Raw genomic sequence first — 21,055 nt, 5'->3', positions numbered from 1 at the left:
AGAGCACGAGTCCCCTGATTGATCGAACGGTCCCGGATCTTGAAATCCATCGCATCCCCTGAGCTGGGGTGTTGCGACGACCACTAGAACTCAAGATGGAGTCCGGGGCCGTTCTTCTTTGTCCTGGGCCGGAGCGGCCAGGTGGAGCGCCTTCCCTTTCGAGGCGAAAACAGGACATTCCCAGGCTGCGGGGGGATTACATCTCCCCCAAGTCCTGGTGGCCGGGAGGTGTGCTCGTCATGATGGGCGCATGACCTTGGCCTCCAGAGCCATGACGCGACTGGCCAACTGGCCGGATCTCGCCGAGTCCCTGCCGAGTTGCGGCACGGGGCGCGCACTGTGCGCGGCGCAGTGCGAGATCGTCCACTTCCATTCGGACCACGATGTCGACCTGCACCTCACGGACCGGGCGATCCGGCGCTTCGAGGACCATCTCAAGACCTCCGCGGCCATCCGCATGGTGCCCGGCTCCCGCTGGGTGACCATCCATCTCGAAGTCGACTCGGACATCGACCTCCTGCTGACCCTGGTGAGCGTCGCCCTGCAGGCCCATCTGAACGGGCACCTCGCGGGCGACGACATCTTCTCGGCGAGCTGCAACGACCGCTGACCGTCCGGATCGGGAACCGTCGGGAACCGTCACGGCCCGGTCGAGGCCCGTCGCCACCGAACACTCCCTGGCGCCGGGCCACGGCTCGACCGCATATTCGATCGCCGTCTACGGGCTGTCGACTTCGCTCCGCACGAGCGGACTTGACGAGTGAAAGCGAATCCGCCACAAAAGGTGTCCCTTGCTCCGAGGTGGCGGGCCCGGCCGGGAGGCTGTCGGCGGCGAGCCGCATGACGGCGATTCGGATTCGGTGCGGACGGTCAGCGCGAAGGGGCGGTGTGCGCGCTTCGCGAAGGAGGCTCGGCGCGGCACTTCGCAGCGCGACCCGGCGAAAGTGATCATCCCGGCACCGTTCAGGGCACTCAGTTCCCTGCCCGGAGCGCACCGAGTGCCATCGCCTCGGCTTCGATGCTAGTTTCCGACCATGAACGAGGCACCAGGACGCCGTGAGGCCGCCGACGCGACCACCGTCAAACCGCCGATGCGGGACGCCCTGGTGGGAGCCGCCTTCCAGCTCTTCCTGGAGCGCGGCTACGAGGAGACCACGGTCGACGACATCGTGGCGCTCGCCGGCGTCGGCCGCCGTTCGTTCTTCCGTTACTTCCCCTCCAAGGAGGACGTGGTCTTCCCCGACCACGAGCGCTGCCTGGCCGACATGACGGCGTTCCTGAGCGAGGAGTCCGACACGGACGACCCGGTCCGGCGCGTCTGCGACGCCGCCCGGCTCGTCCTGCGCATGTACGCGGAGAACCCGACGTTCTCCGTCCAGCGCTACCGCCTCACCAAGAAGGTCCCGGGCCTGCGCGCGTACGAGCTGTCGGTCGTCTGGCGTTACGAGCGCGCCCTCGCCGAGTATCTGCGCGGGCGCTCCGCCGGGTCCCGCGCGGACGCGCTGCGCGCCGATGTCGTCGCCGCGGCGGTGGTCGCCGCGCACAACAACGCCCTGCGCTCCTGGCTGCGTTCGGACGGGACGCGGGACGCCGAAGCGGCGGTCGACCAGGCGCTCGGGTACGTGCAGAAGACGTTCGGCTCCTCGCCCGGCGCACCGGCGCACGAGGAGCCGGAGGACGTGGTGGTCGTCGTCTCCCGGCGCGGAGCGCCCCTGTGGCGCGTGGTCCAGGAGATCGAGTCGACGCTCGGGAGGGACTGAGCTCGGGCCGGACACCCGCCCCTCCCCTCGATTTTGAGGGTACGCAGTGCCTTTACGCGTGACACTGAGTGCCATAACCTGTCGTCGTGCACGACGATCGCGCACATCGGATTCCGGCTGAGCGCAGGGAGATGACATCGTGTACCACCCAGGAATTGCTCTTCACCCGGGCATCGGCCCCGTGACGGACGTGCTCGACACCGGTTCCGCGGAGCGCACCGGGGACGTGCTGCTCTTCCAGCGGTGCCGCTGGTGCGCCACCGCCATGTACAACCGCCTCCTCTGTCCCGTGTGCGCGGGCAGCGACCTGCGGACGGAGGCGAGCGCGGGCACGGGCATCGTGCGCCACTCCACCGTGATCCACCGCAACACCCCGGCGGCCCGCAACGTCTCCCTCATCGAGATGGTCGAGGGCTTCACGGTCCGGGGCCGCGTCATGGGCTCGCCCGCCACCATCCATGGCGGTGACCGGGTCCAGCTCTCCACCGCCCAGGACCCGGTGCGCCGGCAGCCGGTGTTCCAGCTCGTCGACGGCCCGTACGGCGGCTGGAACTGAGAGCCGGTGGACGGTCCGCACCGGGACGGCGGACGGGGACCGGACAGCCGTGGGCGGCTGGACGAACCGGCATGCGGGACCGGTCCGTTCAGCCGCCGGGCGACGACCGTCAGCCGTAGCTGATGTCGGACGTCGCGTACTTGCAGTAGGTGCTGTCGGGGCCGCTGCCGTTCGTCGTCGGCTCCGCCCCGGTGTTGTTGCCGATGTACTTCTGACAGGGGACGATCTTCTTGCCGCTGTCCCCGACGATCTTGATGGCCTTGAGGGTCGCGCTGTCGCCGTAGTTGGTGTTGATGCCGACGAGCTTGTTTCCCTTGTAGGTCGCCTCGATGGTGTTGAGATTGATCGTCCGCTTGTACTGCGTCTTGCAGTTGCCGCAGGAGCGGACGAACGTGCCGAAGGTCCGCACCGCGAAGTTCGACACGTTCAGCGTTCCGGCGCCGTTGAACTGGAACACCTTGTCGCCGGCCTCCTTCGCGCCGCCACCGCTGACGGTGTAGACGTTGGACGACGAGGAGCCGAGGAACGTCGCCGCGTCCTCACCAACGTCCTCCCACCACACGTTCTGCAGGGTGCAACTGCCCAGGCAGTGAATGCCGTCGGCGGCGGGCGCGCCGATGATGACGTTCTTCAGGACGGTTCCCGCGGCCAGTTCCAGGATCGGCCCCTGGCTCTCGCTCTGACCGTCCGTGCCCAGGTCGCCTGTGCCGTGGAGACGCTTCATCCCGTAGTCCTTGGTGCCGGAGACCGAGATGGTGGAGGAGACGGCCTGACTGCCGGTCGCGGTGGGCCAGGTGGCGGCGCTCGCCGGTGTCAGGGCGCCGTCGGCCATCACCAGCGCGGCCGAGAGGCCGAGCGCGGCGAGGGTGCCGGTAAGAGCGCGCCGCCGGGCGCGCGGGCGTGCTGATGACGTCATGCCCCGATGCCTTCTTCCAGGTGGGGGTGGTCGCGTGGGGATGCTCGAAGGCGGGGCCGTCAGAGCTTTCCGGTGCCCGCGCCGGACGTCACCGAGGCGACGACGGTCGAGGCCGGCTCCGCGGTGTAGCTGTAGGGCGGCTTCGTGAACGTGCCGACCTGCGAGATCTCGGTGGCGGCTCCGCCGAGGTCGTTGCCCGTGAGGTTGGCGTAGCCGTCCACGTCGCTGTCGCGGTTCGTGGTGACGGCGACCGTCGTGCTCCGGAAGACGTTGTTCTCGACGAGCATCTGGGCGCCCATGCGCGAGTGCACGGCGGTGTCGGCGCCGACGACGTAGTTGTCGTAGAAGTGCCCGGTGCCGAAACGCAGGCTGGGGATACGGGAGTTGACGTTGTTGAACCAGTTGTGGTGGTACGTCACCCGCAAGTGCCCCGTGTCCTCGCTGGCGTTGCTGTCGCTGTGGCCGACGAGCGAGCCCTTGTAGTGGTCCTTGAAGGTGTTCCAGGAGAGGGTGACGTAGTCGGAGGCGTGCGTGATGTCGACCAGGCCGTCGTAGTAGTCCTTGCCGTGGTCGAGGTCCGACGAGAAGGCGTTGTGGTCGATCCACACCTTCGTCGAGGCCTGGACGGTGATGCCGTCGGCGGGCGCGACCGGCTTGCTGATGTTCAGGTTGCGGACGACGACGTTGGTGACCTTCTTCAGGCGCAGCCCGCCACCGGTGAACCCGGAGGCCGAACCGACGCCCAGGACAGTGGTGTTGGAGCCGATGTCGACCTGACCGCTGAGCGAGATCAGGCCGCTGACCTTCACGACCTTGGCCGTGTCACCGGTGACGGCGGTCTTGAAGGCGGCCAGCGTCGTGACGGTGACGGCGGTCGCGCTGCCGCCGCCGGTGGTCCCGGCGCCGAAGCCGACCGGCGTGGTCTCGGCGGCTCCGGCCGACTGCGGCAGGACGAGGGCCGTGGTGACCGCCAGAGTGGCGGCCCCGGCCGTCAGCAGGGCGAGGCGGGAGCGCTTCAGTGGGGGGCGAGTACGCATGCGGGTGTGTCCCTTCGGGGTTGACGTAGGCCATGTACACGAACGACGTACCTGTATCTGAACAGCACGCGGCGTGCGGCATTACGCGTACGGACTGAACGCGGGCTGGAGACGGCGACTTGCCCAGGTGGTGCGGCTCGGAGATCTGATGTCTCGTATACGAGATGTCACACGCGGGTCACGCTGCTGAACGGGAACGTAAGCGGTAAGCGCTTTCTAGTCAACGCTTCCCACAGAACACATCCGGCCAACTCGCGAGCCAGGTGGATACCCGCACCCCGGCGAACCGGCCCGGCCTGCGTCTGCGCGCGCCGCGGCCGGTGCCGCGTCCCGCCCCGGAAAGCCGAAAGCGGCCGTACGGGGGTCCGGACTGTGCGGGACCCCCGTACGACCGCGAACTCACGGCGTCACGACGTCACGGAGAGACGTCACGGAGAGGTGGTGCGAAGGTGCGACGGCGTCACGAGGAGAGGGTGATGCGGATGCCGACCGTGCCGCTCTCGCCGCGGCGCAGACGGCTGCCGAACAGGGTGAGACGGCCCATCACCCCGTACTTGCGGGCGATGAGCTTCCGGTAGCGGACGGTGTCCGCCGCGTCGACGATCTCGGCCGTGGCGGGGACCGGCTCCCCCGTCGGCCTGCCGCGCACGTCGCACGGGCCGACCAGGACGTCGGCCCGGTTGCGGATGCGCTTCACCTTCCAGCTGTCCGCCACGGTCCAGGCGCCCAGCGCCGCACCGTCCCGCACCACCCATACCGGCGTGGCCACCCCCGTGCCGTTCTTGCGGTAGCTGGTGATCAGCAGGTACTTGCCCGATCCCAGCGCGTCCAGCGAAGCCTCGTCCATGGCCGCAGTGTAGGCGGCCCCGTCCGTGCGCCCCGCGGCGCCCGAGCCGTCCGGGTCAGGACCTGCCGACCGTCCGGGTCAGGACAGCTGGCCGTCGTAGTCCGGCAGCTTGAACGTGCGCTCGGCGTGGCCGCCGACCAGGTCGGTGGTGTTGTTGCCGACGTTGGCGATGATCGTGTAGCCGAGGGACTCGATCTCCTCGCGCTTGCCGGTCTTGTAGGCGCCGACCTCGCTGAAAAGGTCCGGCAGGTCACGCACGTAGAGTCCGTCGACCGGGTAGCCGACGCTCTTCAGGTTCCACGTCGTCTCGGCGGCGATGATGCCCGGACGGGCGGTCACGAAGAAGACGGCGACACCGCGCGAGTGCGCGTAGCGGGCGAGCGCCAGCGACGCCTTGACCGCCGGGGTGGGCAGCTCGTACCAGGGGTGGAAGTCCGTCTCCAGCGCGGTGTTGTCGATGTCGAAGACGACCGCGAGCTTCTGGCCGCCGGCGTTCGCGGTGCGCCGCTCGACGTACGGCACCGCCTGGTCGATGACGGCCTGGACGTCGTTCTGCCAGGTGGCGTAGTCGACGCCGGCCGTCGCGGACGTGCTCGCGACCACCCGGGCCGGGGCCGCGGCGGCGGACCCGGCCGCGGTGACCGTCCCTCCGATCCCCAGCGCCACGACCGCCGACACCACGCCCATCCGGCGCCCCACACCAAGTCCTGTCATGCCTGTCCCCTGTTCACATCTGTCGGTCGAGTCCGTACATCGCGACGGCGACGGTACCCGGACCGCCGCCGCCATGACATGTTCGCGTCCACGCATGTACGGAGGGGGAAGGAATAGTTACTGATCGGTAGAGATACTCGCCCGCACGGCTGACGCCCGTGGTGCGGTGGCAGCCCCACGCGGCGCGTGTGAGCCTGGGGCTCGCGGCTGGCACCAGTGGAGAGAGGCTGCTCGGATGCAAGGACCGAACATCGTCATCGTCGGCGCGGGTTTCGCCGGAGTCGAGGCCGCCCGGAGCCTCGAACGGACGCTCACCCCCGGCGAGGCCCGGATCACCCTGATCAGCCCCACCGACTACCAGTTGTACCTGCCGCTGCTGCCGCACGTCGCCGCCGGTGTTCTCACCCCCCAGTCGGTGGCACCCTCGCTGCGCCGGATCCTGCGCCGCACCGCGCTGGTGCCGGGCGGGGTGATCGGTGTCGATCCGGGAGCGAAGGTCTGCGTCGTCCGCAAGATCACCGGGGACCTCGTCGATCTGCGCTACGACTATCTGCTCCTCACTCCGGGGAGCGTGACCCGCACCTTCGACATCCCCGGCCTCGCGGACGAGGCGCGCGGTATGAAGACACTCGCCCAGGCCGTGTATCTGCGCGACCACGTGATCGCCCAGCTCGACCTGGCGGCGGCCGCGGCGGACGACGCGGAAAAGGCGGCACGGCTTCAGTTCGTGGTGGTCGGCGGCGGATACGCGGGCACCGAGACGGCGGCCTGTCTGCAACGCCTGACCACCGCGGCGGCCCAGCGTTACCACCCCCGCATCGACCCCGGCCTCATCAAGTGGCATCTGGTCGACGTCGCCCCGAAGCTGCTGCCCGAACTGGGCGACAAACTGGGCCTGAGCGCTCTGCGGATGCTGAGCGACCGCGGCGTGCGGATCTCGCTGGGCACGTCCGTCGCCTCCGTCACCAAGGACGAGGTCACCCTCACCGACGGACGGGTGCTGCCCTCGCGGACGCTGGTGTGGACCGCGGGCGTCGCGGCGAGCCCGCTGGTCGACTCGCTGGGCGCGGAGACCGTGCGCGGACGGATCGTCACCGAGCCCGATTTCAGGGTGCCGGGACTCGACGGGGTGTTCGCGCTGGGCGACGCGGCGGCGGTGCCCGACCTCGCCAAGGACGACGGCTCCCCCTGCCCGCCGACCGCCCAGCACGCGGCCCGGCAGGGCCGGCACGCCGCCAAGGTCCTGACGGCGAAGCTGCGCGGAGAGCCCACCTTCCCCTACCGGCACCGGGACCTGGGCCTGGTCGTCGACCTCGGCGGCCACGACGCCGTGTCCAAACCGCTCGGCTTCGGCCTCAAGGGCGCGCCCGCGCAGGTCGTGGCCCGCGGATACCACCTGTACGCGCTGCGCACGGGCGCCGCCCGGTTCCGTACGGGCGCCAACTGGCTGCTCAACGCCGTCGCGGGTGACGACTTCGTGCGCACCGGCTTCCTCGCGGACCGCAAGGGAACCCTGCGGGACTTCGAGCGTACGGATGTGTATCTGACGCGGGACGAGGTGACCGCCCGGACGCGTGCCCTCACATAGGACCTGTCAAGGCCGGTCATGTGGCGGATGCCGACGGCACCCGGTCCTGGGCGCGGCCCGGCGGGATCAGGTCGCGCCGCCCTCGGGGCCCGGTGTGCCGCGCAGCAGGTCGAGGTAGCGGCGGCCGAAGAGGTAGGCGTCCCCCGGCCAGCGGGCGGAGAGGTAGTGGCCGTCCTGGACGACGAAGGCATCGGTGTCGTCGGTCGCGGTGCCGCGCCGGGTGAGTGTGCGCGGGCCGCGTTCGAACCGCCCGCCCGGCTCGGTGAGGGCAGCCCTGACCTCGTCCTCGACGTAGGCGGGGTAGGTCCGGTAGTAGCGGCCGAGGCGCCAGGCCGTGGTGAAGTACGCGGTGCGTTCCATGTATTTGGGCAGGCAGGTCGTACGGCTGCCGGCGAGGACGCCGCGGCCGGTGGCGGGGTCCTGGGCGCGGGCGAGGACGAGGACGCCGTGGCAGATCGCGCCGACGGGCCTTCGCAGGGCCCAGAACCGGGCGATCTGCCGTTGCAGCGGCGCTGAGCCGAGGTATTGCCGCATGCCCGGCGCGTGTCCGCCCGGCAGGAGCAGTCCGTCGAAGTCCGCGACGTCCAGGTCGGCCCAGGAGACGGTGGCCCGGAACTCGGCGGACTCGGTCAATTCCCCGTGGAAGCGGCGGGGTTCCGGCTCCGCGCCGAGCTGTCCGAACAGTACGCCGGTCAGGAGCCGCGGGTCCGCCTCCGGGCGGGTGCCCGCGTGCTCGGTGGCGAAGACGACGTCGTGGCCCTCCCGCGTCAACATCCGCCAGGGTACGGCGACTTCGGTGACGTCGAAGTCGTGGTCGGGGAGCGGGATCAGCACACGCATGCGCTCATCATGGCAGCCGGTTCCCGACGCGAACCGGCCACTGTGCGAGACCTCCGGGCGGCGGTGAACACGCGGGCGTGGCCGCACGTATGAGTGGAGGGCCCTCGACCGGGGCCCTCGGCGGCGGTGACGCCGCTCCGTACGGCTTCGGGAGCCCATGCATGAGGCACGCACGACGACGGATCGTCCGACGGGGGGCGCGCCTCGCGGCCGTCGGCGGGCTGCTCTGCGGGGGGTTCATGGTGACGCGCGCCATGGCGAGCGAACCGTCCGACGCGTCGCGCGGCACGGCGAGTTCGGCGCAGGCCGCGGCGGACAAGGGTGCCGGGCTGGTGTCCCGGCTGGGCACGTCACGGACCGCCGGCAACTGGATAGCCGCCGACGGGCGTCCCGTCGTGGCGGTCACCGACGCCGACGCGGCGGACGCGGTGAAGCGGGCGGGTGCTCGTCCGAAAGTCGTGACCCACAGCATGCAGGACCTCAAGTCCGCCGCACATACGCTGAGTTCGGCGCCCCGGGTGCCGGGCACCGCGTGGGCGGTGGACTACACGAAGAACGAGGTGGTGGTGCAGGCCGACAGCACGGTCTCCGCCACCGACTGGTCGCGCATGACGAAACTGGCCCACGGCATCGGCGACTCGGTGACGATGCAGCGGACCCAGGGCACGTTCACCACGCGGGTGAACGGGGCACAGGCGATCTTCTCGACCGGCGGCCGCTGCTCGGCGGGGTTCAATGTGACCAACGGGCAGGGCGAGTTCATCCTCACCGCCGGACACTGCGGCCCCGCCGGATCGGTCTGGTTCTCCGACAACACGGGCCGGCAGCAGGTGGGCCGGACGATCACCACGGCGTTCCCCGGCAGCGACTTCTCCCTCATCCAGTACGACAGCGGGCAGCAGACGTCGCCCGGGACCAACGTCGTCGCCATCGGCGGCGGCAACGGCGTGCGGATCACCGGCGCCGCCGATCCGACCGTGGGCCAGCGGGTCTTCCGCAGCGGCAGCACCAGTGGGCTGCACGACGGCAAGGTGACCGCGCTCAACGCGACGGTCAACTACCCGGAGGGCACCGTCACCGGGCTGGTCGAGACCACGGTGTGCGCCGAACCGGGCGACAGCGGCGGCCCGTTGTTCTCCGACGGCATCGCGCTGGGGGTGACCTCGGGCGGCAACGGGGACTGCAAGACCGGCGGTACGACGTTCTTCCAGCCCATCAACGAGGCCCTGACGGCGCTGGGTGTGAAGCTCGCGGGTCAGGCGCCGCAGGGCTCCGCCGGCAGCGCGGCCCAGCCGTCCCTCGCGCCCTCCACGTCCGCGGCGGCCAAGGCCTCGCCGGGAGCGCCGGGTGCGGCGGCACCCGGCGCGGTGGAGGCGGTGGGCGGTACGGAGACGGCCCAGACGTTCGTGTCCGAGCTCACCGACCCGCAGAACGTCGGCCCCGGCCTGCTCGTCATCGGGGGAAGCATCATCGCGCTGGTGGCGACCCGCTTCATCCGTACCGAGCAGGACCGCAAGGCCTATCGGCGGCAGTATTCGCAGAGTTGGGGCTGAGTGGTCCGCCCTGGTGACCGAGCGGTCCGTCGTTGTGACGGAGCGGTTCAAAGTCGGCTCCGGGTGACCGGAGTTGGAGCCGGGCCGCCGGAGGGCGGTGACGAAGTCCGAGGCGGTGGCTCCCCTGGATCGGGGAGCCCGGCCGGACGCGGAAGGTCAGGCGGCCCGAGTCCCCGACGACGGGGCGGCTTCCGCCCATTCGAGGACGAGGGCCTGGTACTCGCGCCGCTCTTCCATGCTCAGCGTCCCACCCGCCCGGAACCAGAGGGCCCGGATCTCCTCGTTGACTTCGGCAGCGGATCGCTGAGTGTCGTTGTCAAGAGTGGTGCACATGGCGTGAAGCATACGGTCCCTGACGTGAAGATGGTGTGAGTAAAGGCTCATCGGGCGACATAACGGACCGTGAACCTCGTCACTCGGGTCTCAGGTACCGGGCTTGCGGCCGTACACGGAGACGTCGTCGCCGTTCTTGAGCAACGACCAGTACTTCTTGGCCGTGGTCGGGGTCATGTTGACGCAGCCGTGCGAACCGGGCGGGTTCCACATGCTGAGGCCCACCGAGTGGAAGGCCTGACCGCCGTCGAAGAACTGGCTGTACGGCATGGACACGTTGTAGAGGTTCGAGACGTGGTCGATGTCACGCCAGTAGATCTTCTTGAGGCCGGTGCGGGTCTCGTAGCCGTCCCTGCCCGTGCGGACCGGGACGGGTCCGTAGACGAGCCGGCTGCCGTCCTGGATCCAGCTGAGCTGGAGCGTGAGGTTGACGCAAGCGATACGGCCCTTGTTCACCGGGCACTTGCCGTCCCGGTTGGGGCTGTTCCCCACGGCCTTCTGCTTGTTCATGAGATCCATCACGCCCCAGGTGACGGGTCCCGCGTAGCCGATGTTCGGGGTGATGCCGTGCTTGGTCTGGAAGCCCTGTATCGCCTTGCAGTCGGCGGCGGACTGCCGTCCGTCGACGGGCCGCCCGAGGAACTTCTCCACCTGCTTCTGGTTCGGGCCGGTGGCCGTCGTACAGCTCGCGGCCTGCGCCGGCGTCGAGCCCAGTGCGAGGGTGAGCGGTGCCACCAGTCCGGTGAGCCCGAGCGCGACGGCTCCTCGTCTGCGAATGTCCCCCATGGCGGGCCTTCCTGTCGTGTCCGTCTTCTTGTCTGCCTGCTAGACCGCCCTTGAGGGTATTGCGTTGTACGGCCGACGGCGCCGGGACGAAACAGTGACATTCCTCGCTGGGCACGCCGGTCCAGACGCGGAGCGGGCGTTCGGCGCCGTCGAGTGTCACTGCGCGAAGCCGCGCGTCCGGACACCCCCGCTCCCGCTCTGGGCGTCGCCGTGACCGTCGTCGCCGTGGAGCACGACCGCCTGCCGGAACGCGGTGTTCACGCCGGTCAGACCGCCGTCGACGCACAGGGTCGTGCCGGTGATCCAGGACGCGTCGCGGGAGGCGAGGAAGGCGACGGCGGCGGCGATGTCCTCCGGTTCACCGACCCGGCCCAGCGGATACAGCCCGGCCGCGATGACGAGATCGTCCTCGCGGCCTTCCCAGGCCGTAGTGCGGACGGTTCCCGGTGCCACCAGGTTGACGCGGACGCCCCGGCTCGCGGCGTGGCCGGCCAGGGTGCGGGTGAGCGACATCAGTCCCGCCTTGGCCGCGCTGTAGGCGTGGTTGCCGAAGTCCTGGATGCCGTTGACGGAGCCGATGGTGACGATGGCCCCGCGGCCGGAGGCGACCAGGTGCGGGAGCGCCGCGCGGGCGCAGCGGTAGGCGCCGGTCAGGGTGATGTCCAGGTCACCGGCCCACACCTCGTCGCTCTCGTCCTCGAACAGCGGGGCGTCGGGGCTGCACCGGAAGGCGTTGTTGACCAGGACGTCGAGCGAACCGAAGGCGTCCACGGCGTACGCCACCGCGGCCTCGACCTGCGCCCGTTCCCCCACGTCGCAGGTGAACGCCTCGGCCCGCGCGCCGAGTTCACGCAGCGCGGCGGCCGTCTTCTCGGCCTGCGCCAAGTCCACGTCGGTGACCAGGACTTGAGCGCCTTCCTCGGCGAGGCGGCGGGCGGTCGCCGCGCCGATGCCGCGGGCCGCACCCGTGATCAGAACCCCGTATCCCTCGAAGCGCCTCAGCGCGGTGATCGCAGTCATGGCAGGGAAGGTACTGCCGTGATCGTCGCGGCGACAGATACCGTGCGCCCATGTCGGCCTTCATCCAGCAACTCCCGGCGCTGATCGGCGTGTCATCGGCACCCTCGGCTCGTATCCGGCGATCGTGCGGGGCGACCGGGCCCGCTTCGACCGCGAGCGGACGGCCCGTGGGGCAGACGTTCACACCCGCCTGATCCGGCTTCCGGGCCGCTCCCCTCAGCGGTACCCCGTCGCGTCCGCCGGCTTCCCCCTGTCCTGCACTTCGACCATGTAGCGCCAGGCGTCCGGGCGGCTGCCGTCCCGGTCGGTGAAGCCGTACACCTGGGCGAGTTGTCCGCTGGAGAGGGATTTCCCGTTCCAGCGCGGCAGTTCGGGGTCGGCGGCCAGCGCGGCGACCGCGCGTCCCACGTAGGAGGGCGTCTCGGAGATCCCGAAGTGCGGGACGCGTTCCTGGGCGTCGCGCCAGTTCTCCTCGGTCACGCCGAACGTTTCGAGCATCATCTCCGAGCGCAGCCAGCCGGGGGTGAGCGCCACGGCGGTGGCGCCGCGCGGGCCCAGTTCGTGTCCGAGGGCGAACGCCATGCGCAGTACGGCCGACTTGGCGATGTCGTAGAAGAACGAGACCCGGTAGGTGTCCCGGTTGTACTCTGCCGTGCCGTCGGTCATCTCGACGACCAGGCCGCCGGGACGGCGCAGCAGCAGGGGCAGCGCGTGGTGGCTGGTGATCGCGTGGGTCTCCACGGCGAGCCGGAGCGTTCTGAGCCCGTTGTCGAGGTCGTGCTCCCAGACGGGGACGTCCCACTCGAAGAGTTTCTCGGCGCCCCAGATGTCGTTGACCAGGACGTCGAGGCGGCCCTGTTCGTCCGCGATCCGGGCCACGAGCGCGGCCACCTCGGCCGGGACGAGGTGGTCCGTGGGGACCGCGATGCCCCGCCCGCCGGCCGCGGTGACCAGGTCCGCGGTGTCCTCGATGGTCTCCGGACGGTCGTACTCCGAGCGCCGTTCACGCGTGCTGCGCCCTGTCACGTAGACGGTGGCGCCGGCCGCGCCCAGTTCCACGGCGATTCCGCGGCCCGCGCCCCGGGTCGCGCCCGCCACCAGGGCGACCCGGTCCCGCAGCGTGCCCTCCAACGGCCCTGACATGTCCGACCTCCGTGCGCGTAGCGTCCACGGGCTGCTGTCACCCATGTGTTCTTACGAGCGTCTCGCGGAAGCCGGACATCTTCTGTCAGGTATCTGTGCGGTGTTTCCACCGTGTCGCGGCACGGTGGAAACGGACGTCCGGCGCGGCACGCCGGCCGCGGACCCTCCCGGGGGGGGTCGGGCGGCGTCAGTGGCCTCGGGCGATCCACTCCTCCAGGTGCGGAGCCTCCTCGCCGATCGTGGTCGAATCGCCGTGTCCCGTGCGGACGACGGTGTCGGCCGGCAGGGAGAGCAGCCGGTCGCGGATCGATTCGATGATCGTCGGGAAGTGGGAGTAGGACCGGCCGGTCGCCCCCGGGCCGCCCTGGAAGAGGGTGTCGCCGGAGAAGAGGGTGCCGAGGCCCGGGTCGTAGAGGCAGACCGCGCCCGGGGCGTGGCCCGGGGTGTGCAGCACGGTCAGGTCCGCGCCCGCCGCCTCGATGACGTGGCCGTCCTGGAGCCAGGCGTCGGGCAGCCGGTCCGGGTGGGTGACCTTCCACAGCGGCAGGTCGTCGGGGTGGAGCCAGATGGTGGCGCCGGTGCGCTCCGCCAGGGCGGGGGCGGCGTCGATGTGGTCGTTGTGGGCGTGGGTGCACACGATCGCCGTCAGGCGCCGGTCTCCCACCGCTTCGGCGATGGCGTCGGCGTCATGAGCGGCGTCGATCACGATCGCCTCGTGATCGTTGCCCACGATCCACACGTTGTTGTCGACGTCCCAGGTGCCGCCGTCGAGTGAGAACGTGCCCGAGGTGACGAGGTGTTCGATGCGGGCGCCCGTCACAGGATCACCACCGAGCGCAGCACGTCGCCGTGGTGCATCCGCTCGAAGGCCGCCTCGATGTCGTCCAGCGCGATCGTCTCGCTCACGAACGCGCCCAGGTCGAGGCGCCCCTGGAGGTGCAGGTCGATCAGCATGGGGAAGTCGCGGGAGGGCAGACAGTCGCCGTACCAGGAGGACTTGAGGGCACCGCCGCGTCCGAAGACGTCGATCAGCGGGAGTTCGAGCTTCATCTCGGGGGTGGGCACGCCGACGAGGACGACCGTGCCGGCGAGGTCGCGGGCGTAGAAGGCCTGCTGGTACGTCTCCGGGCGGCCCACGGCCTCGATGACGACGTCGGCGCCGAAGCCGCCGGTGAGTTCGCGGATCGCCTCGACGGCGTCGGTCTCACGGGAGTTGACGGTGTGCGTCGCGCCGAGCTTCCGGGCGGTCGTGAGCTTGCGGTCGTCGATGTCCACGGCGATGATCTTCGCCGCGCCCGCGAGCCGGGAGCCGGCGATCGCCGCGTCGCCGACGCCGCCGCAGCCGATCACCGCGACCGTGTCGCCCCGGCCGACGTTGCCCGTGTTGATGGCGGCGCCGATGCCGGCCATCACACCGCAGCCGAGCAGTCCGGCGACCGCCGGGGAGACCGAGGGGTCGACCTTGGTGCACTGTCCGGCGGCGACGAGCGTCTTCTCCGCGAAGGCGCCGATGCCGAGGGCCGGGGACAGCTCGGTGCCGTCCTTCAACGTCATCTTCTGCTTGGCGTTGTGGGTGTTGAAGCAGTACCAGGGGCGTCCGCGCAGACACGCCCGGCACTGCCCGCACACCGCACGCCAGTTGAGGATCACGAAGTCGCCGGGTGCCACGTCCGTGACACCGGCGCCGACCGACTCCACGATTCCGGCCGCCTCGTGGCCGAGCAGGAACGGGAAGTCGTCGTTGATACCGCCCTGCTTGTAGTGCAGGTCCGTGTGGCAGACCCCGCAGGCCTGGATCTTCACCACGGCCTCGCCCGGCCCCGGATCGGGCACGACGATGGTCTCGACGCGCACCGGCTCGTTCTTGCCCGGTGCGATCACGCCCCGTACTTCCTGCGCCATGTGAGTGGGCCCTTCCCTAGATCGACGTTCCGTCAGCCGACCCTACGGTGTGACCGGCCGGTAGAAGGCCAGGTGGCCCGCGACGGCCCCGGTCCCGGTACGGCGAACGGCCGCTGGGCGTGGGCGGCGGCTTCCTCGCCGTACCCGCTCCGGTGAACGCGGCCGGCCTGCGGGTGCGGGCCGCCGTCGGCACCGGCCCGCTGGTGACCACCGCGAACTCGCTCGCCGCGCCGCTCGCCCGGCTCCCGCACAACCGGCCGCGCCCGGCGGACCTCGGCGCCACGCCTGCGGCACTTGGGGAGCGCGTGTCCCGAGTCCACGCGGACTCGGGACACGCGGGACCGGTCCGGGCGCGCCGCCGACGTAGCCTGAGCGCTCCGTCTCAACTCCCGCGAGGAGCACCGTGAGCCTGACCGAGGCCGAGCCCGAGGTGCCCGCGTGGCGCCTGCTGCTCGGGTACGTACGACCGCACCGCTGGGCGCTGTTCGCCGGCGCGCTGCTGGCGCTCACGACCGGGGCCACCGGCCTGCTGCTGCCGCTGGTGGCACGCGGGCTCATCGACGACCTGTCGCACGACCGTCCGATCGGACGGGCCCTGCTCGGCATGGCGGCCCTGGTGGTGACCAACACAGCGGTGGGGGCGCTGGGTTCGTACGTTCTGCGGCGCACCGCTGAGTCGGTGGTGCTCGGCGCGCGACGCGCCCTCTCGTCGTATCTGCTGCGACTGCGCATACCCGCCGTGGACCGCAGCGAGCCCGGCGACCTGATGGCCCGCATCACCTCGGACACGACCCTGCTGCGCGAGGTCACGACCGACTCCCTGGTCGGCTTCGGCACCGGCGGCCTCACCCTCGTCGCGACGGTGGTGATGATGGGCCTGGTCGATGTGGTGCTGCTCGGCGTGACGCTGGGCGTGGTGCTGTGCGCGGGTGCGGTGCTCGGCCTGATCGTGCCGCGCATCAACCGGGCGAGCAGGCGGGCTCAGGACGCCGTCGGCGTGATGGGGGCCTCGCTGGAGCGGACCCTCGGCGCGCTGCGCACGATCAAGGCGTCCGGCGCCGAGCACCGTGAGGAGCGGACCGTCCACGAGGCCGCCGAGGAGTCCTGGCGGCAGAGCGTGCGGGCAGCCAAGTGGTCGGCGGCCGCGGGCAATACGGCCGGTCTGGCGATGCAGATCGCCTTCATCACGGTCCTCGCGGTGGGCGGCGCCCGGGTCGCGACCGGCGCCATCGACGTCGGCACCCTGGTCGCCTTCCTTCTCTACGTGTTCTACCTGATGTCACCGATCCAGCAGGTCGTCGGCGCGGTCACGCAGTACCAGACCGGAGCCGCCGCGCTCGCCCGTATCGAGGAGGCCCTGCGGCTGCCCGCGGAGCCGGCCTCCCTGCCCGCGCCGCTGCCCTCCCCGGGCGCCGAACCGGCCGCGCTCGCCTTCGACGACGTGCGCTTCCGGTACGCCGACGATCTGCCGTACGTCCACCACGGGGTGACGTTCACCGTGCCGGCGCGCGGCCTGACCGCGTTCGTCGGCCCGTCCGGCGCGGGCAAGACCACCGTCTTCTCGCTCATCGAGCGGTTCTACGATCCCGAGGCGGGCCTCATCACCGTGGACGGCCGCGCGCTGGAGGAATGGGATCTGCCCCTGCTCCGGTCCGCCATCGGCTATGTGGAGCAGGACGCGCCGGTGCTGTCGGGCTCCCTGCGCGACAACCTCCTGCTCGGCAATCCGGAGGCCGAGGAGGGCGAGCTGACGCGGGTCCTGAAGACGACCCGCCTCGACGGCCTGGTCGCCCGGCTGCCGCTCGGCCTGGACACACTGGTCGGCCATCGCGGCACCAGGCTCTCGGGCGGCGAGCGCCAGCGCGTGGCCATCGCCAGGGCCCTGCTGCGCCGGCCCCGGCTGCTGCTCCTCGACGAGGCCACCTCACAGCTCGACGCCGTCAACGAGGCCGCGCTGCGCGACACGGTCGCCGATGTGGCCCGTACGACCACGGTTCTGGTGGTCGCGCACCGGCTGTCCACGGTCACGACGGCCGACCGCATCGTCGTGATGGACGCGGGCCGCGTACGCGCCGTGGGCACCCACCGGGAACTCGTCGCCGCGGATCCGCTCTACGCCGAACTGGCCGCGACCCAGTTCCTCGCGACCGCGGGCTGACCTCGGCGTCATGACCTCGCTCCGGCACCGCGTACCGGCGGAAGGAGCGGAAGAGACGCTTCGGAGCGTGGCCGAGCAGGACGCCGAGCACGGGCCGAAGCCGCACGACCGCGACCCGGACCTGTGCTGCGCGCTGCCGACGACGTGTCCCGGGCCGGTTCGCGGGGCCCTGGGTACGCGGGCGGGCCCGCCCGCACTCGGACCCGCTCCTGGAGGAGACCCGTCCCGCCGGAGGACTCACCGATCCCGCCGGACCACCCGAACATTTCGGAACGTCGGCGATCTCCTTGAATTCCTTGGCCAAGGACCGGCTCTCCTCTATGGTGATGCCCTCTTTCCGCCACGCGGGGCGGTCGTCCGCTCGCGACCCCCCGCAACCAGGCGGGGAGGCACGTCCCACTCGGATGCACAGGCGACTGACGATGGTCAAAAACCGACACCCGGCCGGGCAGGCCATCCCCGAGATCATCTTCACGGCCCCCGTCGGCACACCCGCCGGACTGGAAGTGATCTCGCTCGCCGCGCTGCGCGCCCGGTCCCGCGCCCACGGAACCGATCTCGGGGTGCCGCAGCGCCCCGCCTTCCACCAGGTGGTCACGCTCGCCTCCGGCACGCTCCACCAGACCGTGGACTTCACCGCCCACGACGTCGAGCGCGGCTCCTGGCTGTGGACGCGCCCCGGACAGGTCCTCCAGTGGGGAGATCTCACCGGGGCCGAGGGGACGCTGATCGCTTTCGAGCGGGACTTCCCGGGCGGGGCCACTGTCCGCGCGGCCCGGCTCGACGATCCCCACGCACGCGTGCTGCGCACCCCGAAGGCCGAGGACGCCGCCGCGCTGCGGGTGGCCACCGCGCATCTGGAGCACGAGTTCCAGGCGCCGGGACGGCTTCCGCTCGACGCGCGCGTCGCCGTACTGCGTCATCTGCTGGACGTGCTGATCCTGCGCCTGGCTCATCTGGAGGGACCCCACAGACCTGCCACCGGGCCAAGAGAAACCTTTCTTCGCTTCCGCGAGACCGTCGAGCGGGACTTCGCGCGCACCCGCCGGGTGGACGACTACGCCCTCGCCCTCGGCTACTCCGCCCGCACGCTGTCCCGGGCCGCCCTCGACTCGGCCGGGATCGGCGCCAAGGAGTTCATCGACCGCCGGGTCGTCCTGGAGGCCAAGCGGCTGCTCGCCCACACCGATCTGGCCGCCGCCCGCATCGCCGCCCAGCTGGGCTTCTCGAGCGCCACGAACTTCGCCAAGTACTTCCACCAGCGTGCCGGGCAGGCACCCATCGCGTTCCGTACCGCGGTACGCGGAGGGGGTACGGGTACGGGCATCCCGGGGGCACGGGGCGAAGTCGATTTCACCCGGCGAACCGGGCCTCCTGGATATCCGCGCGGCGAGCGACCTGCCGATCGGTGAAGGCGCAGGCCGACGCGTGCCGGGGATCGGTGAGCGTGGCGGCCGGCGGTTGACCCGGCTGGGCCGGGCCGAACCGGGGCCGAACGGGCCAGGGCGGACCGAGCCACGCCAAGGCGGACCGGCCCGAGGCCGAGCCACGGCCAAGGCGGACCGGGCCTCGCGCCAGGGAGGGCGGGTCCGGCGGAACATCGTTCTTTCGCCGGGGTCCGTCGCGGTCGCCTCCGGCGAGGCCCGTCGCCCAGCGGCTCTCGACGCCTGCTAGCTCTCGATCCCCCCGAGCACCCCGGTGGCGGGCGCCGCGAGGTCGGTGGGCTGGTTCAGGTCGTTCAGCCGGTTCAGGCCGCCGAGCTGGGCCGAGGGCCGCGGAAGCTCGCCCTGGTGGGCGGCGGGAACGCCGCTCACGGCGAGCGCGTCGAGCGCGGAGACGGGGTTCACCTTTCCGGCGTCGTGGGCCTCGGAGCCCGCGGCCGTCGCCATCGGCGCGGCGAGTCCCGTGACGCCGACGGCGAGACCAACGGCGGCGACGATACGTCGTGTTGAGATCATGCAATCAGCAACGGCATCGGCCCCCGGGCGGACACGGCCCGGGGGCCGCGCTCACCCGAGAGGCGGATCGGGCTCTTGCGTTTGCCGTGGGCAGCCGGGCGGAGGAGGCTCGGTGATGAGGCGCTTCGCGGTCGGCTCCTGGCCGGTCCGCGCCTTCCTGAGGAGGTCACTCATGGGCACAGCGGCAGCCCCCGCCTTCGACACCGAGGTGCTGCGCCGGGGCATTGAGGGAAACAGTGCGGCAGATCTGCTGTCGCTCTACGCGGACGACGCGGAACTGCGCGTCGTGGACCGCAACACACAGCCCAGTCACCCGATGGTCAAACACGGTCGCACCGAGATCGCCGAGATGCTCAACGACGTCTACAGCCGGGACATGACGCACAAGATGGACCAGTGCGTCGTCCAGGGCGACCACGTCGCCTACACCGAAACCTGCGTCTACGCGGACGGGGTGCGGGTGATGAGCACGTCGATGATGTCGTTGCGCGACGGGAAGATCATCGAGCAGACACTGGTACAGGCATGGGACGAGTAGGGAGGAGTTGGCCGAGGGTCCAGGTCGAATCTCGTCTGACCTGGACCTTCTCGGCGGGTGCGGCGATGGGGAGGTCCCGCCCGCACCATCCTCGGCGGCGACGAGCGGTTTCCGCGGCGGGACTGCGGGTGTCCGCCTCGCTGTTGGACTCGCTCCTGCGGACAGCGCGTTCGCACCCGCGTCCTCCGACGCCGCGCGCCGCGCGAAGGCTGCGCATCCGGCCCCGGTGAGCCGCACCCCTACCGGCGGCGATCGGCCCGCCCCGATCTCCGGGTGATCGGCCCGGCATCCTCCGGCGGGCCGGCCATGCCCACAGGGCGCCACGGGCAGGTGATCGTACGGGCTAGTCTGGTCGGCGGGCCGTGACTGGCGCTGAGGTGGAGTACCACCGGGGAGCGGCCTGACGCAGATGTCTCAGCCGCGCGCCTGGGCGACTGTCAGCAGCGCTCCGGAGGAACTCATGTCCCAGGCCCAGCTCATGGACGGCGCCGGTCTCGCCGACCGGATCCTGAAGGACACCGCGCGGCGCGCGGCCGACCTCAAAATCCGTACAGGCGTGGCCCCTTGTCTGGCGACGGTGCTCGTCGGCGAGGACCCCGCCTCCGTCACCTACGTCCGGATGAAGCGGAACCGCAGCCGCGGGGCGGGAATCGAGTCCCGGCATCTGGCGCTGCCCGCCGGCATCACGACGGCCGAACTGGTCGCCGAGCTCAGGGCGTTGTCCGACGATCCGGCTGTGCACGGCATCCTGCTCCAGCACCCCGTGGGACCGCACATCGACGAGCGCGCCGCCTTCGAGGCCATCGCTCCGGCGAAGGACGTCGACGGGGTCACCCTGAGCTCGTACGCGGCGATGAGTTTCGGTCTGCCGGGCTTCGTGTCGTGCACACCCGGCGGCATCATGCGGCTCCTGGACGCGTACGACGTCGACCCCGCCGGGAGGCGGGCCGTCGTCGTCGGCCGCAGCGCGATCCTCGGCAGGCCGGTCGGCATGCTGCTGCTCGGCCGGGACGCCACGGTGACGTACTGCCATTCGCGTACGACGGACCTGTCGTCCGTCGTACGCGAGGCGGACATCGTGGTGGCCGCCGTGGGACGGCCCCGGCTGATCCGGGGCGAGGACATCAAGCCGGGGGCCGTGGTGATCGACGCGGGGTACAACGAAGGGAACGTCGGTGACGTCGACTTCGGCACCGCCGTCACCCGGGCCGGACTGATCACGCCGGTGCCGGGTGGCGTCGGGCCGATGACGATCGCGGTGCTGCTGGAGCAGACCGTCACGAGCGCCGAACGCGCGCTCGCCGGCTGAGCCGGCGCCACGGCGGTGCCGGGGGGGGGGGGGGGGGGGGGGGGGGGGGGGGGGGGGGGGGGGGGGGGGGGGGGGGAAGGAGAAAAGAGGAGCGGAG

General features: G+C 71.1%; 21 protein-coding genes and 1 riboswitch. Of the genes, 9 read left to right on the top strand and 12 right to left on the bottom strand.

What is annotated here, in order from left to right:
- Positions 1 to 250: 250 nt before the first annotated feature.
- The 3 genes from ACZ6KY_RS37290 (at position 251) to ACZ6KY_RS37280 (ending at position 2,316) form a co-directional block, all read left to right on the top strand.
- Positions 251 to 610, top strand: coding sequence for a luciferase domain-containing protein (locus ACZ6KY_RS37290; protein ID WP_469314700.1), 360 nt, complete (start codon positions 251 to 253; stop codon positions 608 to 610).
- Between the two features lie 481 nt (positions 611 to 1,091).
- Complete coding sequence (locus tag ACZ6KY_RS37285) at positions 1,092 to 1,760, top strand: TetR family transcriptional regulator (RefSeq protein WP_469314704.1); 669 nt, start codon at positions 1,092 to 1,094, stop codon at positions 1,758 to 1,760.
- A gap of 139 nt (positions 1,761 to 1,899) precedes the next feature.
- On the top strand, positions 1,900 to 2,316 hold the full coding sequence (locus tag ACZ6KY_RS37280; protein WP_469314699.1) for a Zn-ribbon domain-containing OB-fold protein: 417 nt from the start codon (positions 1,900 to 1,902) through the stop codon (positions 2,314 to 2,316).
- A 109-nt stretch (positions 2,317 to 2,425) separates the two neighbouring features.
- Here ACZ6KY_RS37280 and ACZ6KY_RS37275 read toward each other — a convergent pair whose 3' ends face one another.
- From ACZ6KY_RS37275 to ACZ6KY_RS37260, 4 genes are all read right to left on the bottom strand, one after another.
- Positions 2,426 to 3,232, bottom strand: a complete 807-nt coding sequence (locus tag ACZ6KY_RS37275) for a pectate lyase (protein ID WP_469314698.1) — start codon at positions 3,230 to 3,232, stop codon at positions 2,426 to 2,428.
- A gap of 59 nt (positions 3,233 to 3,291) precedes the next feature.
- Entirely contained in the window at positions 3,292 to 4,269 is a 978-nt protein-coding gene (locus tag ACZ6KY_RS37270) for a pectate lyase family protein (RefSeq protein WP_469314697.1), read from the bottom strand.
- 460 nt (positions 4,270 to 4,729) lie between these two features.
- The gene (locus ACZ6KY_RS37265) at positions 4,730 to 5,116 is read right to left on the bottom strand and encodes a PPOX class F420-dependent oxidoreductase (protein ID WP_469314696.1); all 387 of its coding nucleotides are present in this window, start codon (positions 5,114 to 5,116) and stop codon (positions 4,730 to 4,732) included.
- Between the two features lie 78 nt (positions 5,117 to 5,194).
- On the bottom strand, positions 5,195 to 5,830 hold the full coding sequence (locus ACZ6KY_RS37260; RefSeq protein WP_469314695.1) for an HAD family acid phosphatase: 636 nt from the start codon (positions 5,828 to 5,830) through the stop codon (positions 5,195 to 5,197).
- Between the two features lie 235 nt (positions 5,831 to 6,065).
- Here ACZ6KY_RS37260 and ACZ6KY_RS37255 point away from each other — a divergent pair, with 235 nt between their 5' ends.
- Positions 6,066 to 7,418 (top strand): NAD(P)/FAD-dependent oxidoreductase, encoded by a 1,353-nt coding sequence (locus tag ACZ6KY_RS37255; protein ID WP_469314694.1) that lies wholly within the window; start codon positions 6,066 to 6,068, stop codon positions 7,416 to 7,418.
- A 66-nt stretch (positions 7,419 to 7,484) separates the two neighbouring features.
- Here the strand turns inward: ACZ6KY_RS37255 and ACZ6KY_RS37250 are convergent, their stop codons facing one another.
- On the bottom strand, positions 7,485 to 8,258 hold the full coding sequence (locus tag ACZ6KY_RS37250; RefSeq protein ID WP_469314693.1) for a type 1 glutamine amidotransferase domain-containing protein: 774 nt from the start codon (positions 8,256 to 8,258) through the stop codon (positions 7,485 to 7,487).
- 161 nt (positions 8,259 to 8,419) lie between these two features.
- Between ACZ6KY_RS37250 and ACZ6KY_RS37245 the strand changes: the two genes are divergently transcribed.
- Positions 8,420 to 9,811, top strand: coding sequence for a S1 family peptidase (locus ACZ6KY_RS37245; RefSeq protein ID WP_469314692.1), 1,392 nt, complete (start codon positions 8,420 to 8,422; stop codon positions 9,809 to 9,811).
- 156 nt (positions 9,812 to 9,967) lie between these two features.
- On the opposite strand, the gene ACZ6KY_RS37240 is transcribed toward ACZ6KY_RS37245, so the two are convergent.
- The 6 genes from ACZ6KY_RS37240 to ACZ6KY_RS37215 form a co-directional block, all read right to left on the bottom strand.
- Positions 9,968 to 10,156 (bottom strand): hypothetical protein, encoded by a 189-nt coding sequence (locus tag ACZ6KY_RS37240; RefSeq protein WP_401335798.1) that lies wholly within the window; start codon positions 10,154 to 10,156, stop codon positions 9,968 to 9,970.
- 78 nt (positions 10,157 to 10,234) lie between these two features.
- Positions 10,235 to 10,930: a L,D-transpeptidase family protein gene (locus tag ACZ6KY_RS37235; RefSeq protein WP_469314691.1), complete on the bottom strand. Its 696-nt coding sequence runs from the start codon at positions 10,928 to 10,930 to the stop codon at positions 10,235 to 10,237.
- 156 nt (positions 10,931 to 11,086) lie between these two features.
- On the bottom strand, positions 11,087 to 11,941 hold the full coding sequence (locus ACZ6KY_RS37230; protein ID WP_469314703.1) for an SDR family NAD(P)-dependent oxidoreductase: 855 nt from the start codon (positions 11,939 to 11,941) through the stop codon (positions 11,087 to 11,089).
- 225 nt (positions 11,942 to 12,166) lie between these two features.
- On the bottom strand, positions 12,167 to 13,093 hold the full coding sequence (locus ACZ6KY_RS37225) for an SDR family oxidoreductase (protein ID WP_469314690.1): 927 nt from the start codon (positions 13,091 to 13,093) through the stop codon (positions 12,167 to 12,169).
- Between the two features lie 187 nt (positions 13,094 to 13,280).
- Positions 13,281 to 13,913, bottom strand: coding sequence for an MBL fold metallo-hydrolase (locus tag ACZ6KY_RS37220; protein ID WP_469314689.1), 633 nt, complete (start codon positions 13,911 to 13,913; stop codon positions 13,281 to 13,283).
- Positions 13,910 to 14,995, bottom strand: a complete 1,086-nt coding sequence (locus tag ACZ6KY_RS37215; RefSeq protein WP_469314688.1) for an S-(hydroxymethyl)mycothiol dehydrogenase — start codon at positions 14,993 to 14,995, stop codon at positions 13,910 to 13,912. Before ACZ6KY_RS37215 ends, ACZ6KY_RS37220 begins: the two co-directional genes overlap by 4 nt.
- 403 nt (positions 14,996 to 15,398) lie before the next feature.
- On the opposite strand from ACZ6KY_RS37215, the gene ACZ6KY_RS37210 reads away from it, so the two are divergent.
- Together ACZ6KY_RS37210 and ACZ6KY_RS37205 are read left to right on the top strand one after the other, a co-directional pair.
- Complete coding sequence (locus ACZ6KY_RS37210) at positions 15,399 to 17,153, top strand: ABC transporter ATP-binding protein (RefSeq protein WP_469314687.1); 1,755 nt, start codon at positions 15,399 to 15,401, stop codon at positions 17,151 to 17,153.
- 422 nt (positions 17,154 to 17,575) lie between these two features.
- Positions 17,576 to 18,565, top strand: a complete 990-nt coding sequence (locus ACZ6KY_RS37205) for a helix-turn-helix transcriptional regulator (RefSeq protein ID WP_469314686.1) — start codon at positions 17,576 to 17,578, stop codon at positions 18,563 to 18,565.
- A 258-nt stretch (positions 18,566 to 18,823) separates the two neighbouring features.
- Here ACZ6KY_RS37205 and ACZ6KY_RS37200 read toward each other — a convergent pair whose 3' ends face one another.
- Positions 18,824 to 19,111 (bottom strand): hypothetical protein, encoded by a 288-nt coding sequence (locus ACZ6KY_RS37200; protein ID WP_469314685.1) that lies wholly within the window; start codon positions 19,109 to 19,111, stop codon positions 18,824 to 18,826.
- 172 nt (positions 19,112 to 19,283) lie between these two features.
- Here ACZ6KY_RS37200 and ACZ6KY_RS37195 point away from each other — a divergent pair, with 172 nt between their 5' ends.
- Entirely contained in the window at positions 19,284 to 19,649 is a 366-nt protein-coding gene (locus ACZ6KY_RS37195; RefSeq protein ID WP_469314684.1) for a nuclear transport factor 2 family protein, read from the top strand.
- A gap of 352 nt (positions 19,650 to 20,001) precedes the next feature.
- Positions 20,002 to 20,088, top strand: a riboswitch (ZMP/ZTP riboswitch).
- A gap of 21 nt (positions 20,089 to 20,109) precedes the next feature.
- Entirely contained in the window at positions 20,110 to 20,958 is an 849-nt protein-coding gene (locus tag ACZ6KY_RS37190; protein WP_469314702.1) for a bifunctional 5,10-methylenetetrahydrofolate dehydrogenase/5,10-methenyltetrahydrofolate cyclohydrolase, read from the top strand.
- Positions 20,959 to 21,055: the final 97 nt, after the last annotated feature.

The sequence above is a fragment of the Streptomyces sp. NPDC042002 genome, from assembly GCF_055588305.1.
This window is presented reverse-complemented; position numbering and strand designations above follow the sequence as displayed.

Excerpts from the sequence above, each read along its gene's own strand:
- ACZ6KY_RS37250 (WP_469314693.1), bottom strand. The coding sequence starts at position 8,258 with ATGCGTGTGCTGATCCCGCTCCCCGACCACGACTTCGACGTCACCGAA.
- ACZ6KY_RS37260 (WP_469314695.1), bottom strand. The coding sequence starts at position 5,830 with ATGACAGGACTTGGTGTGGGGCGCCGGATGGGCGTGGTGTCGGCGGTC.
- ACZ6KY_RS37275 (WP_469314698.1), bottom strand. The coding sequence starts at position 3,232 with ATGACGTCATCAGCACGCCCGCGCGCCCGGCGGCGCGCTCTTACCGGC.
- ACZ6KY_RS37240 (WP_401335798.1), bottom strand. The coding sequence starts at position 10,156 with ATGCTTCACGCCATGTGCACCACTCTTGACAACGACACTCAGCGATCC.
- ACZ6KY_RS37200 (WP_469314685.1), bottom strand. The coding sequence starts at position 19,111 with ATGATCTCAACACGACGTATCGTCGCCGCCGTTGGTCTCGCCGTCGGC.
- ACZ6KY_RS37235 (WP_469314691.1), bottom strand. The coding sequence starts at position 10,930 with ATGGGGGACATTCGCAGACGAGGAGCCGTCGCGCTCGGGCTCACCGGA.
- ACZ6KY_RS37215 (WP_469314688.1), bottom strand. The coding sequence starts at position 14,995 with ATGGCGCAGGAAGTACGGGGCGTGATCGCACCGGGCAAGAACGAGCCG.
- ACZ6KY_RS37290 (WP_469314700.1), top strand. The coding sequence starts at position 251 with ATGACCTTGGCCTCCAGAGCCATGACGCGACTGGCCAACTGGCCGGAT.
- ACZ6KY_RS37265 (WP_469314696.1), bottom strand. The coding sequence starts at position 5,116 with ATGGACGAGGCTTCGCTGGACGCGCTGGGATCGGGCAAGTACCTGCTG.
- ACZ6KY_RS37245 (WP_469314692.1), top strand. The coding sequence starts at position 8,420 with ATGAGGCACGCACGACGACGGATCGTCCGACGGGGGGCGCGCCTCGCG.
- ACZ6KY_RS37190 (WP_469314702.1), top strand. The coding sequence starts at position 20,110 with ATGTCCCAGGCCCAGCTCATGGACGGCGCCGGTCTCGCCGACCGGATC.
- ACZ6KY_RS37270 (WP_469314697.1), bottom strand. The coding sequence starts at position 4,269 with ATGCGTACTCGCCCCCCACTGAAGCGCTCCCGCCTCGCCCTGCTGACG.
- ACZ6KY_RS37255 (WP_469314694.1), top strand. The coding sequence starts at position 6,066 with ATGCAAGGACCGAACATCGTCATCGTCGGCGCGGGTTTCGCCGGAGTC.
- ACZ6KY_RS37205 (WP_469314686.1), top strand. The coding sequence starts at position 17,576 with ATGGTCAAAAACCGACACCCGGCCGGGCAGGCCATCCCCGAGATCATC.
- ACZ6KY_RS37195 (WP_469314684.1), top strand. The coding sequence starts at position 19,284 with ATGGGCACAGCGGCAGCCCCCGCCTTCGACACCGAGGTGCTGCGCCGG.
- ACZ6KY_RS37225 (WP_469314690.1), bottom strand. The coding sequence starts at position 13,093 with ATGTCAGGGCCGTTGGAGGGCACGCTGCGGGACCGGGTCGCCCTGGTG.
- ACZ6KY_RS37285 (WP_469314704.1), top strand. The coding sequence starts at position 1,092 with ATGCGGGACGCCCTGGTGGGAGCCGCCTTCCAGCTCTTCCTGGAGCGC.